This is a genomic window from Frankia sp. Hr75.2, assembly GCF_949319125.1.
Classification (GTDB): domain Bacteria; phylum Actinomycetota; class Actinomycetes; order Frankiales; family Frankiaceae; genus Parafrankia; species Parafrankia soli.
The window spans coordinates 115566-128251 of the sequence record NZ_CASGGV010000111.1 but is presented as its reverse complement, the minus strand read 5'-3'; the positions used below and the strand labels follow the sequence as shown (position 1 = coordinate 128251).

The 12686-nt window shown below is 73.2% G+C and carries 11 protein-coding genes; 2 read left to right on the top strand and 9 right to left on the bottom strand.

Annotation, left to right across the window (positions count from 1 at the left end):
* Positions 1 to 50 precede the first annotated feature (50 nt).
* The gene (locus tag AC559T_RS10420) at positions 51 to 593 is read right to left on the bottom strand and encodes an SWIM zinc finger family protein (protein ID WP_071066129.1); all 543 of its coding nucleotides are present in this window, start codon (positions 591 to 593) and stop codon (positions 51 to 53) included.
* A 128-nt stretch (positions 594 to 721) separates the two neighbouring features.
* Between AC559T_RS10420 and AC559T_RS10415 the strand changes: the two genes are divergently transcribed.
* Positions 722 to 1675: a PadR family transcriptional regulator gene (locus AC559T_RS10415; protein WP_498868567.1), complete on the top strand. Its 954-nt coding sequence runs from the start codon at positions 722 to 724 to the stop codon at positions 1673 to 1675.
* 98 nt (positions 1676 to 1773) lie between these two features.
* On the opposite strand, the gene glmS is transcribed toward AC559T_RS10415, so the two are convergent.
* The 4 genes from glmS to rplM form a co-directional block, all read right to left on the bottom strand.
* Positions 1774 to 3669 carry a glutamine--fructose-6-phosphate transaminase (isomerizing) gene (gene glmS / locus AC559T_RS10410; RefSeq protein WP_112108129.1) on the bottom strand — a complete coding sequence of 632 codons (1896 nt, stop codon included), beginning with the start codon at positions 3667 to 3669 and terminating at the stop codon, positions 1774 to 1776.
* 185 nt (positions 3670 to 3854) lie between these two features.
* Positions 3855 to 5258: a phosphoglucosamine mutase gene (gene glmM / locus AC559T_RS10405; protein ID WP_071066132.1), complete on the bottom strand. Its 1404-nt coding sequence runs from the start codon at positions 5256 to 5258 to the stop codon at positions 3855 to 3857.
* A gap of 159 nt (positions 5259 to 5417) precedes the next feature.
* A complete protein-coding gene (gene rpsI / locus AC559T_RS10400; RefSeq protein ID WP_020463457.1) occupies positions 5418 to 5825 on the bottom strand; it encodes a 30S ribosomal protein S9 in 408 nt (135 codons plus the stop codon).
* Between the two features lie 132 nt (positions 5826 to 5957).
* A complete protein-coding gene (gene rplM / locus AC559T_RS10395; protein ID WP_071066133.1) occupies positions 5958 to 6401 on the bottom strand; it encodes a 50S ribosomal protein L13 in 444 nt (147 codons plus the stop codon).
* A 546-nt stretch (positions 6402 to 6947) separates the two neighbouring features.
* Here rplM and AC559T_RS10390 point away from each other — a divergent pair.
* The gene (locus tag AC559T_RS10390) at positions 6948 to 8645 is read left to right on the top strand and encodes a hypothetical protein (RefSeq protein ID WP_498868566.1); all 1698 of its coding nucleotides are present in this window, start codon (positions 6948 to 6950) and stop codon (positions 8643 to 8645) included.
* A gap of 123 nt (positions 8646 to 8768) precedes the next feature.
* On the opposite strand, the gene truA is transcribed toward AC559T_RS10390, so the two are convergent.
* The 4 genes from truA to rpsD form a co-directional block, all read right to left on the bottom strand.
* A complete protein-coding gene (gene truA / locus AC559T_RS10385) occupies positions 8769 to 9596 on the bottom strand; it encodes a tRNA pseudouridine(38-40) synthase TruA (RefSeq protein WP_071066179.1) in 828 nt (275 codons plus the stop codon).
* 401 nt (positions 9597 to 9997) lie between these two features.
* Positions 9998 to 10585, bottom strand: coding sequence for a 50S ribosomal protein L17 (gene rplQ, locus AC559T_RS10380; RefSeq protein ID WP_071066135.1), 588 nt, complete (start codon positions 10583 to 10585; stop codon positions 9998 to 10000).
* A 120-nt stretch (positions 10586 to 10705) separates the two neighbouring features.
* Positions 10706 to 11755, bottom strand: a complete 1050-nt coding sequence (locus tag AC559T_RS10375; RefSeq protein WP_041254923.1) for a DNA-directed RNA polymerase subunit alpha — start codon at positions 11753 to 11755, stop codon at positions 10706 to 10708.
* Between the two features lie 282 nt (positions 11756 to 12037).
* Entirely contained in the window at positions 12038 to 12667 is a 630-nt protein-coding gene (gene rpsD, locus AC559T_RS10370) for a 30S ribosomal protein S4 (protein ID WP_018638454.1), read from the bottom strand.
* Positions 12668 to 12686: the final 19 nt, after the last annotated feature.

Here is a 12686-nt window from a genome sequence, read left to right as displayed (position 1 = left end):
GGCGCGATGCCGGACGGCCCCGCGCCGCGCGTACCGCGGCGGCCCGTCGGTCAGACGGCTCCGTGCTGGCGGCCGTGCCAGGCCACCGTGGCCTCCCAGAGCACGTCCGCCACGACCTCGTTCTCGTCGGCGGCGTCGAGGAGCGTCTCGACCAGCTCCGCCCGCGGGACGCGGCTCAGGAACACCCTGATCGCCGCGTGCACGGGATCGTCGGCGAAGAGGTCCTCGGTGTGGCCGTCCTCCTCGTCGTCGTCCTCCGCCATCCCGGCCGAGCCCGTGGCGACCAGCGCCACCGCCACGGCATGGCGGCAGAAGACCCCGCCCGAGCTGTCGGAGCAGGTGCACGTGGAGCCGGGACCATCGTCGCCAGCCTCCAGGCGGACCTGCTGGTGCCCGTCGTCGTCGACGGTTCCCGACGCGTTGGTCGGCCGGATCCGCAGCTGCTCCACCCGGCCGAGCAAAGCGAGGCTGACGCCCTCCATGAAGACGGCAGTGCCCGCGCGCTGGGCACACGCGCGCTCCTCGAAGGCGGCCTCGAGGGGGGTGACCGCCCCCTCACCGTGCCCGTCGCCCTCCGACGCCGAAATGATCATTCACCAATCCTACGGAACGACGGGACTGGTCTGCCCGCCAGGTGGAGAGGAAGGGTAGCCATCCGCTCCATCGCGATATATCGTGAACGTACGCGAAGCAACGCGACCCACTTACTAAGGAGATCACAATGAGTTCACACGCCATGCCGGGATGGGATGCCCGCTGGGACACCTGGGGCCGGTACCTACCGTTCGACCCCACCCGGCTCCTGGATCCCGCCCGACTTCTGGCACTCGCCGAGGCGGCCCGAGGCTCGTGCCGGCCGGGCGAGCACAGCCACGTGCACGGCGAGCACCGCAGCCACATGCACGGTGACCACGGGCCCGGTGACCACGGGCCCGGCGAACACGGTGGCGACCACGGCCCCGGCCCGCGCGGGCGCGGTGGGCGCGGTGGGCGGGGCGGCCGGCCGGGCGGGCCCTTCGGGCCGGGCGGGTTCGGGCCGGGCGGCTGGCCGTTCGGCCGCGGCTTCCCGCCGGGGCCCGGTTTCGGGCGCGGGGCACGGGTCGCCCGCGGCGACGTCCGCGAGGCACTGCTCGCGTTGCTCGCCGAGGAGCCGATGCACGGCTACCAGATGATCGGCGAGCTGGCCTCCCGCAGCGGCGGGGTCTGGCGGCCGAGTCCCGGCTCCGTCTACCCCGTGCTGTCGCTGCTCGCCGACGAGGGGCTGGTCCGCGCCGAGGAGCGCGACGGGCGCCGCGTCTTCCACCTCACCGACGCGGGCCGCGCCCACGTGGAGGCCCGCGCCGGAACGGCCAAGCCGTGGGAGACCGCGGCGGCGAGCGCGGACGACGAGACAACCGCGCTGCGGACGCTGGCCTTCGGGGTCGGCGCGGCGGTCGTCCAGGTCGCGCAGGCCGGCGACGCCGACCAGATCGCCGCGGCCCGGGACCTCCTCACCGAGACCCGGCGTGGCCTGTACCGCATCCTCGCCGGCGACCTGACGGATTCACCGGCGGCCGGCCCGGCCGAGGACGGCGACGCGGGCTCCGGGCCCGCCGGCACGGCCGGTACCACCGATCCTGGCCCGGCCGCTGGCGGCGCGAGCGCACCCGGCGGACAGCCGAAGGACCTTGGCTGACGCCAGACGGGGGCGTGCCGGCCACCACGCCGGCGCGCCCCTCCGCCGCGGCGCCGAGGCGACACACCTGACCGCCCTCGGCCCGGGCCGCGCTGGTGCTACTCGACCGTGACGGACTTGGCCAGGTTGCGCGGCTGGTCGACGTCCAGCCCGCGCGCGAGCGCGAGCTCGCAGGCGAAGACCTGCAGCGGCAGGGTCGTGACCAGCGGCGCGAACAGCGATGACGTGGCGGGAACCCGGATCAGGTGGTCCGCGTAGGGCTCGACGGCGGTGTCGCCCTCCTCCGCGATCACGATCGTGCGGGCGCCGCGGGCACGGACCTCCTGGATGTTGGAGACGATCTTCCCGTGCAGGCTCGCCCGCCCGCGCGGCGACGGCACGACCACGACCACCGGCAGGCCGGGCTCGATCAGCGCGATCGGGCCGTGCTTCAGCTCCCCGGCCGGGAAGCCCTCGGCGTGCATGTAGGCCAGTTCCTTCAGCTTCAACGCGCCCTCCAGTGCCACCGGGTAGCCGACGTGGCGGCCGAGGAACAGCACCGCCTTGGCGTCGACCAGGCCGCGGGCGAGCTCCCGCACCGGCTCGACGGTGGCGAGCGTGCGCCGGACGAGCTCCGGGACGCGCTGTAGCCGGTCCACGTAGGCGGCGACCTCGTCGCCGTAGAGGACGCCCCGGGTCTGCGCCAGGAACAGGCCGACGAGCAGGCAGGCCGCCACCTGCCCGAGGAACGTCTTCGTCGCCGCCACGCCCACCTCGGGACCACACCGGGTGTACAGAACGGCGTCCGACTCGCGCGGGATCGTCGAGCCGTTCGTGTTGCAGATCGCCAGCACGCGGGCCTTCTGCTCACGGGCGTGCTTGACCGCCATCAGGGTGTCGAGCGTCTCGCCGCTCTGGCTGATCGCGACGACCAGCGTCGAGCGGTCCAGCACCGGGTCGCGGTAGCGGAACTCCGAGGCCATCTCGACCTCGCAGGGCAGCCGCGTCCAGTGCTCGATCGCGTACTTGGCGATCAGGCCGGCATGGTAGGCCGTCCCGCAGGCCACGATGAAGACCTTGTCGATGTCGCGGAAGTCCTGGTCGGAGAGGCGCTCCTCGTCCAGGACGATGGTGCCCTCCGCGGAGAGCCGCCCGCGCAGCGTGTCGGCGAGCGCCGTGGGCTGCTCGCTGATCTCCTTCAGCATGAAGTAGGGGTAGCCGCCCTTCTCGGCGGCGCTCGCGTCCCAGTCGACGTGGTAGCGGCGCCCCTCGACGACGGCGCCGGCGAAGTCGTAGACGGTCACACCGTCGCGCCGGGCCTCGACGAGCTGGTCCTGGCCGATCTCGAGCGCCTCACGGGTGTGCGCGATGAACGCGGAGACGTCGCTGGCCAGGAAGGTCTCGCCCACGCCGAGGCCGACGACGAGCGGGCTGTTGCGCCGCGCGCCCACGACGACCTCGGGATGGTCCCGGTGCAGGACGACGAGCGTGAACGCGCCCTCCAGCCGGCGGCACACGATGCGCAACGCCTCGCTGAGCGGGTGCGGGAGCGCCGACCCCGCCGCACCCCCCGCCGGGCGGGAGCCGGGATCGCGGGCCATCTCGATCTCGAGCAGGTGGGCGACGACCTCGGTGTCGGTCTCGCTGGCCAGCTCGTGACCGGCGGCCTCCAGCTCGGCGCGCAGCTCCGCGAAGTTCTCGATGATGCCGTTGTGGATCACCGCGACGGTGCCGGTGCAGTCGGTGTGCGGGTGGGCGTTGACGTCGGTCGGGCCGCCGTGCGTCGCCCAGCGGGTGTGCCCCATCCCGGTTGTGCCGGGCATGGGGTCGTTGTCCTCGCCGAGGATCTTCTCCAGGTTCGCCAGCCGCCCGGCGCGGCGCGCGGTTCTCAGCGCACCCGCGCCGACGACGGCGACACCCGCGGAGTCGTAGCCGCGGTACTCCAGCCGACGCAGCCCGCTCAGCGCGACGTCCAAGGCTGATTGATCACCGACGTAACCAATGATCCCGCACATGTTGCTCAGCGTACGCAGTCCGGTCCGAGCGCCAGGCACGGACCACTCGGTTGCCGGAGATGTCCCGTCGGCGTCGGCCGAATCCACCGGCACGTGCCCGACGCTCCCCGCCCGCGGAAATCGGGCCCGCGGAACGGGCCCGCGGGTGACGGGCGCGAACGCGGGTTCAGCGCAGGGCGCGTTGGTCAGCGCAGGGCGCGCTGCACGACGTCGGCGAGCCGGCCGGCGACGTCCCGGGCGAGCTCGTCCGTCGGTGCCTCGACCATCACGCGCACCAGCGGCTCGGTGCCGGACGGCCGCAGCAGCACCCGGCCGGCCCCGGCCAGCTCCGCCTCGGCGTCGGCCACCGCGGCGCGCAGCTCGTCGGAGGTCTCCGCCCGCGCCCGGTCGACACCGCGGACGTTCACCAGGACCTGTGGCAGCCGGGTCATCGCCTTCGCCAGCTCGTGCAGCGGCTGGCTGGTCTCCGCCATCCGGCCGAGGATCTGCAGGGCGGTGAGCAGCCCGTCGCCAGTGCCGGCATGGCGGAGGAAGACCACGTGCCCGCTCTGCTCGCCGCCGAGCGAGTAGGCGCCGGAGCGCATGGCCTCCAGGACGTAGCGGTCCCCGACCGGGGTGGTGACGACGTCGATGCCGGCGTCGCGCATGGCGTGGTGGAACCCGAGATTCGACATCACGGTGACGACCACGGTGCCGCGCTCGAGCTCGCCGCGCTCGGCGAGCGCCAGCGCGCACAGCGCGAGGATCTGGTCGCCGTCGACGATCTCCCCGGCGGAGTCCACGGCCAGGCACCGGTCGGCGTCGCCGTCGTGGGCGATGCCGGCGTCGGCGCCGTGCGCCACGACGGCGTCGCGCAGGCTGTCGAGGTGGGTCGCCCCGGAACGGTCGTTGATGCGCAGCCCGTCGCCGTCGGCGTGCAGCGCGATCACGTCGGCGCCGGCGGCGCGCAGGACCCGCGGGGCGAGATCGGAGGCGGCGCCCTGGGCGCAGTCCACGACGACCCGCAGGCCACGCAGGCCCCCGGGGCCGCCGGGCAGGGTCGCGAGCAGGTGGTCGACGTACCCGTCGACGAGCGTGCTGTCGTCGCGGACCCGCCCGACCGCGGCCGCCACCGGGCGGCGTGCCGCCGGGCCGGCGATGCGGCGCTCGATGGCGTCCTCGACGTCGTCCGGCAGCTTCAGCCCGCCCGCGGCGAAGAGCTTGATCCCGTTGTCGGGCATCGGGTTGTGGCTCGCGGAGAGCATGACGCCCAGGTCGGCGCCGGTCGCCGCGACCACGTAGGACACGGCGGGGGTCGGCACGACCCCGATCCGGGTGACGTCCGCGCCCGCGCGGGCCAGACCGGCGACGACCGCGGCTTCGAGGAACTCACCGGACGGGCGGGTGTCCCGCCCCACGACGACGAGCGGCCGGTGGTCGATGCCGTGGGCGGACCGCGCGACGGGCACGCCGTCCACCGGACCGGGCGGTGGCGTGCCGCGGTCCGCGACCTCCTCCACCGCGGCGGACGCCAGCGCGAGCGCCAGCTCCGCCGTCAGGTCGGCGTTCGCGACACCGCGGACGCCGTCGGTGCCGAAAAGCCTCGCCACTGAGGCCTCCCAAGGGATCGGAGCAGCACCGCCACGCGCCACCGGCACGCCGCGCGGACATCGGAACGAGACCACTGGATGGAACGAAACCACCGCGCGCCTGTGAGCCCGGCAGGACGTGCCTGCCGGGCTCGACCACCGCACGCAGTGGGCAGCGGGTCAGCGCTTGCTGTACTGAGGCGCCTTACGGGCCTTCTTCAGGCCGTACTTCTTCCGCTCCTTCACCCGTGCGTCCCGGGTGAGGAAGCCCGCCTTCTTCAGGGTGGGGCGCGCCTCCTCGTCGACGACGATCAACGCCCGGGCGATGGCCAGGCGCAGCGCGCCAGCCTGACCCGAGACGCCGCCGCCGTGCAGACGGGCCACCACGTCGTAGGACTCGGCCCGCTCCAGGGTCTTCAGCGGCTCGTTCACGAGCTGCTGATGCACCTTGTTGGGGAAGTACTCCTCGAGCTTGCGCCCGTTGAGGTTCCAGTTGCCGGTGCCCGGGATCAGGCGCACCCGGACGACCGCCTCCTTGCGCCGCCCGGTAGCACGGGGGTTGCCCTGGGCGTCGGTCACGACAGCCACGTCGCGTTCCTTCCTTGTTTGTAACCAGATCGCTCGAGGCCACCCGAAACGGCCCGATCGGTCATGTCGGGCCGTTAGTCGGACGGACGCTGAACGCCGCCCGCGTTATTCGGGATGCCCATCGAGCCGCGACTACTGCGCGACCTGCTTGATCTCGTACGGGACGGGCTGCTGCGCCTGGTGCGGGTGAGTCGGACCCGCGTACACCTTCAGCTTGCTGCCCTGCGCGCGGCCGAGCCGGTTGTGAGGCAGCATCCCACGGATCGCCCGCTCGAGGATCACGTGGGGACGCGTGTCGAGCAGCTCGCCGTAGGACGTGCTGCGCAGACCGCCCGGGAAGCCCGAGTGCCGGTGGTACTTGGCCTGCTCGCGCTTGTTACCGGTCATGGCGACCTTGCCGGCGTTGATGATCACCACGAAGTCGCCCGTGTCGATGTGCGGGGCGAAGTACGGCTTGTTCTTGCCGCGCAGGAGCTGGGCCGCCTGGCTGGCCAGCCGACCGAGCACGACGTCGGTGGCATCGATGATGTGCCACGCGCGCTGTACGTCCGCGGGCTTGGGCTGGTACGTGCGCACAGGTCTGCCTTCTCGTTCGGACGAACTCGCGGGGAGCCTCGTCGGTGTCGCTAGCGAGGTGCCCTGCAAGGCGAGGTGCGTTGCAAGGCGAGGTGTGCCAGATGCATTGCCAAGAGTCGCGTTACCAGAAGTTTGGGCGCGGTCCCCCAGCACGCGGGGCTTGAGCCCACGGAAGTCGTTGAGTCCCGGGGCTGTATGACCGCAGCAGTCTTTGAGGTTACCAGGCGATCGGCGGAGCAGGACCGACGGCTCCCGGCCGCGGGGCGGACGCCCGTTGAGATCACCCCGAACACCCGGGGTTATCCCGCCGTCCACAGGCGTCATATGCGCGGTTCGGACCGTTGACCCGCCCCTTCGGGGGGCCGCGGCGGGCGACCGAACAGCCCCGACAGGCCCATATGACTAGTTCCGATATTCTTTCGCCCACCGGCCGGGCGCGTCGGCTTCCCACGGGAGCCGCGCCGCCCTCCGCCGGCCGAGCGCCGCGCGGAGCTGGGAACAGGCAGCAGGCGGCAGGCCGTCGGGGGGATGAGCGAGGAGGAGCGCATGCCACCCGAACCCGGCAGCGGCGGACCGCCCACCGGCGCGACCGGGCCGCACGGCGGCCCATCGCCCCACGACGACCTCCAGTGGGCCCTGGATCCACTCGCCGCCGCCGCGCCCCCCTGGTACGGGGCGCCGGGCGGTCTCCCCGGCCCGGTGGACGCCGCCCCTGGCGAGCCCACGCCGCAGTGGGGCGGTCCGACCCCGTCCCATCCGGACGAGAGCCCGGTGGACGCCGACTCGGCGGGCATGGGGTCGGCGGACGCCGGGGGTTGGACCACGCCGGCACCAGATGCCGGGGACTGGGACGCCCCGGACACGGGCGGCTGGACGCCACCGGTCGAGGACCCGCTCTTCGGCCCGATGCCCACCTACGCGACCGGCGCCTATCCCCTCGCCGGCCGCGCGCCGGGCGGCTATCCGACCGGCGGGCATCCCATCGGCGGACACCCCGCCGACGAGCTGCCCACCGACAGAACGCCGCCGTTCGGGCAACCGTTCACCGGCGCGCCCACCGCCGATACGGCGGCGGGCGGCACCGTCCCGGGCGGCACCGTCCCGAGCGGCGCGGTCCGGGGGAACGCTGACACGGCCGGCGGCATCGGCGGCGCGGCCGGGCCGGCGGGTGGCCCGTCGACCGGTCCCCGAACGGACGGCTACTCCTTTCAGGTCCGGACCGCCACGAGTCCGCTTCCCGTCCTCACGAGGCCGGCGGAGCCCGGGGCCGCGGGAACGCCCGCCGCCGACCCGGCTCAGCGCGATGCGCGCCTCGGCGCGCCAGGTGAACGCACCGACGGCCGCGGCGACGCCCGCCGGGCGAACCTGCCGGGTGGGCCCAGGCTCGGCCCCGCGCACGACGATCCCTATCCCGAGGACGAACCCGTCCCCGGGCGGTTCGCCGCCTTCCAGGCGAGACGCTTCCAGCTGCCGGAGGAGGGCGACTCACCGACGCCGGGCTGGCGGCGGGCCATCCGCTCACGGGGTGTCCTCGCGGTGGCCGTCGGCCTCGTCCTCGTCGTACTCGCCGCGGGCGCGGTGATCACAGTGCTGCGCGGCGGCGACGGTGGATCCACCGCGGCCGGTGCCAGGCCGAGTCCCCCGACGGTCGACCCGAACTTCATCAACAGCGCGCGGTCCGACTCCACCCCGGTGCGGCCGAACGAGTTCTTCGCCGACGAGCGGGTCACCATCCAGGGACACAACTACACCCGCATCGCCAGCAGCCTCGTCTCAGGATGTCCGGAGCTGAGCGGGGAGCTCGTCACCACACTCAAGGGCGCTGTGTGCCGCCAACTCGTCCGTGCCCTGTATGTCAGCTCTCCGGTCGCCGGTCAGCCGCAGGTGCTCGCCGGCCTCTCGGTCTTCGTCGTTGACGAGCAGGCGACCGCGACGGCGGCGGCGAAGATCGCGGCGGAGGGCCGGGGCGGGGTGGCTGCGCCGCCGATCCCGGCGGGCTCCATCCAGAACCCGCGGGTCCTCGGCCCGGGCGGGGACAACTCCTGGCGCGCCGCGATCGCTCGCGGGCACTACATGATCCTCACCCAGCTCGCCTACGTGGACGGAAGCCAGGGCTCGGCCAACGACCCGGCCCTCCGGAACGTGATCACGGATCTCGGACTGATCGCCACCGAACCGATCGCCCAGCGCATGATCGTCGGCGGGACCGGCACCGCCCCGAGCCCGACTTCCAGCACCCGCTGACCAGACCTTTCAGCCCGACGACCGGGTCAGCCACGCGAAAGACACGCACGCCTCCGGCTGTCCGGCCGGAGGCGCTGCTGGCCGGACGGCCGAAGCGACCGTCTGGCGGACCGTTGCCAGACGCTAGCCGGACGGCGTCGTCGGCACGCGGACCGCGCGGGTCACCTGGGCCCGCGCGGCGAGGGCGGCGTCCGGCGGGTAGCGGACCTCCACCAGGGTCAGCCCGTGGGCCGGGAGCACGGTCACCGCGGGATCTCGCATGCCCCGGCCCAGGACGGCGGCCACCCACTCCGGCCGGCGCCGGCCCTCCCCCACCGCCACCAGCGCGCCGACCAGGGCACGCACCATGGAGTGGCAGAACGCGTCCGCCTCGACGTCGGCGAGGATGACGTCGCGGGAGCGGGAGACGTCCAGGCGCAGCAGGGTGCGGACGGTCGTGGCGCCCTCGCGCCGCCGGCAGAAGGCGGCGAAGTCATGCTCGCCGAGCAGCAGCAGCGCCGCCTCGGCCATCGCCGGGACGTCCAGCGGCCGCGGCGACACCAGGGTGTCGAAACGGCGCAGCGGGTCCGCCCCGTACGGGGCGTCGGTGATCCGGTAGACGTATCTGCGGGACAGCGCGGAGAAGCGGGCGTCAAACCCGTCCGGGGCGGGCGCGAGGCCCTTCACCCGGACGGCGCGGTCGAGCACGCCGTTCAGCCTGCGGGCGAGCCCACCGACCGGCGTGTCGTCTGGGATGTCGACGTGGGCCACCTGGCCGGCGGCGTGCACGCCGGAGTCGGTGCGCCCGGCGACGGTGAGCCGGACGGCCGGCAGCCGCGCGACCCGCATCAGCGCGTCCTCGACGTCACCCTGGACCGTCCGCTGGCCGGGCTGGCGGGCCCAGCCTGCGAAGGCCGTGCCGTCGTAGGCGAGGTCCAGGCGCAGCCGGATCAGTCCCTCGGCCGGTCTCATGAGCGCGCGTCCCTCGTGTCGAAGCTGCGCCGGCCGATCAACCCGGCGCACGGCCTTCCCGAAGCCACCCTGGCTCCCATGGCCGACCTGGTTCCCGGAGCCGGCCTGACCTCCGGAGCCGGCCTGGCTTCCAGGGCCGGTCTGGCTTCCAGGGCCGGTGGGGATCCCGGGGTCGCCGTCCCCCGGTTCCGGCGCCTCACCGGTGGCCTGCGGCCCCATCGCGCTCTCCCACACCACGACACGGTCGTCACGGGTCACTCCGGCCCGGACCGCCGTGAGCGACACGACGCCCGGCGGGACGCCACAGGGCAGGAGCCCGCCGCCCATGATGGGCGACGGGCTCCTGCCCGGACCAGAGATCGACACGAGCGGTCGGACCGTGCGGCGGCCGACCGACATGGTCAGCTCTCCGGCTTGGTGTCCTTGGCCTCGGTCGTCGCCGCGTCGTCCGCGGCGCCGGCCTCGGCGGTGGGCTGCTCCGCCTGGGCCTCGGCCGCCACCGCGGCGGCGGTCGGCGACTCGTTCTTGAGGTCGTCGGCGGCCTCCGCCGTCGCCCCGGTCGGAGCCTTGCGGGCCGCGAACCGGGTGCCGCGGGCACGCTCGGCCTCGGAGACGGCCGTCTGTGCGACGGTCAGCGCCTCGACCAGCTCGATGCGGGCCATCGGCGCCGCGTCGCCCCGGCGCGGGCCGAGCTTCACGATCCGCGTGTAGCCGCCGGGACGGTCGGCGTAGCGCGGGCCGATCTCGGTGAAGAGCGTGTGGACGACCGAGTTGTTCCGGACGACCCGCATGACCCGGCGCCGCGCGTGCAGGTCACCTCGCTTCGCGTGGGTGACCAGGCGCTCGGCGTAGGGGCGCAGCCGGCGCGCCTTGGCCTCGGTGGTCGTGATGCCGCCGTGCTCGAACAGCGCGGTGGCGAGGTTGGCCAGCAGCAGCCGCTCATGTGCGGGGCTGCCGCCGAGCCGGGCGCCCTTGGTTGGCGTGGGCATGATGGGTGCTCCTCGTTCCTTTCGCTGCTCTCCAGGCGCCGCCGGGAAGCACGGCTAGGCCCCCGGTGGACGTGTGCCCCGGCGCCCGGCTGGAACCGGGCGCCCGGGGACACGGTCAGATCAGTACTGTTCGGTCTCGACGAACTCGCGACCGTCGTCGGACGGGTCGGAGAACGACGGGTTGTACGTGTCGGTGCCGTACGTGTCGACGGCCTGGCGCGGGTCGAACCCGGGCGGGGAGTCCTTGAGCTGCAGGCCCATGGCACCCAGCTTGGTCTTGACCTCGTCGATCGACTTCTGCCCGAAGTTGCGGATGTCGAGCAGGTCCGCCTCGCTGCGGGACACCAGCTCACCGATGGTGTGGATGCCCTCGCGCTTGAGGCAGTTGTACGAGCGGACGGTCAGGTCCATCTCCTCGATCGGCAGCGCCAGGTCGGCGGCCAGGGCGGCGTCCGCCGCGGACGGGCCGATGTCGACGCCCTCCGCCTCGGCGTTGAGCTCCTGGGCCAGCCCGAACAGGCCGACGAGGGTCTTGCCGGCGCTGGCCATCGCGTCCCGCGGGGAGATCGACTGCTTCGTCTCCACGTCGACGATGAGCCGGTCGAAGTCCGTGCGCTGCTCCACACGGGTCGCCTCGACCTTGTAGGTGACCTTCAGCACCGGGGAGTAGATGGAGTCGATCGGAATGCGACCGATCTCCTGGCCCGGCTGCTTGTTCTGGGCGGCACTGACGTAGCCACGGCCCCGCTCGACGGTCAGCTCGATCTCGAGCTTGCCCTTGTCGTTGAGGGTGGCCAGGTGCAGGTCGGGGTTGTGCACCTCGACGCCGGCCGGGGGGGCGATGTCGGCCGCGGTGACCTCACCGGGGCCCTGCTTGCGCAGGTACATCACGGTCGGCTCGTCGTTGTCGGAGCTGACGACCAGTTCCTTGAGGTTCAGGATCAGGTCGGTCACGTCCTCCTTGACCCCGGGAACGGTGGAGAACTCGTGGAGGACGCCGTCCACCCGGATGCTCGTCACGGCCGCGCCCGGGATGGAGGACAGCAGGGTGCGGCGCAGCGAGTTGCCGAGGGTGTAGCCGAAGCCCGGCTCGAGCGGCTCGATCACGAAGCGCGACCGGAACTCGGAGATCGGGTCCTCGGCGAGCGAGGGACGCTGAGCGATCAGCATGAGAGAACTTCCTTCCGAACACGGCGACCGCCATATGACGCCGTGGATGCCCCTGAAGAGGAGCCGGCACGGGGGCATCGGTCCGCCCCCGCACCACACAACAGTACGCCCGGGCCTCCGCGGCCCACCGTGATCCCCTTGGATCCCCGTGCGCCGCCACCATGCCCGGGCCCCGGGCCGAGCGGGAATGACCCGTGGCCCGGTCGCCGCCCGGCCCCGGCACGAGACCGGGGGCCGACGCGGACCCGGCGCCGGCACGAGACCGGCGCCGGACGGCGGCGACTACTTCGAGTAGAGCTCGACGATCAGCTGCTCCTGCACCTGGGTGTCGATCACCTGGCGCGCGGGCAGCGAGTGGACGAGCAGGCGCATCTGGCTGGGGATGGCCTCGATCCACGGCGGGACGGTGCGGCCGGTCCCCGCGGTCTCGCGGGCCACGATGAACGGGGTGAGCTCGCGCGACTTCGGCGCGATCTCCACGATGTCGTTCTCGGTGACCCGGTAGCTCGGGATGTCGACCTTGCGGCCGTTGACCTGCACGTGACCGTGCCGGACGGCCTGGCGGGCGGCGTCACGGGACGGCGCGAAGCCACCCCGGTAGACCACGTTGTCCAGGCGCGACTCGAGGATCTTCAGCAGCTCGTCACCGGTCTTGCCGGCGCGGCGGTTCGCCTCGTCGTAGTAGCCCCGGAACTGCTTCTCCAGAATGCCGTAGATGCGCGCGCACTTCTGCTTCTCGCGCTTCTGCAGCAGGTACTCGGAGTCCTTCGTGCGGCCACGGCCGTGCTCGCCCGGCGGGTACGGCCGGATCTCGATCGGGCACTTCGGGGTCTCGCACTTGCTGCCCTTGAGGAACAGCTTCGTCTTCTCGCGGCGGCAACGCTTGCAGTCCGCGCCGGTGTAACGGGCCATGCTTGTCCTTCTCTCTCGT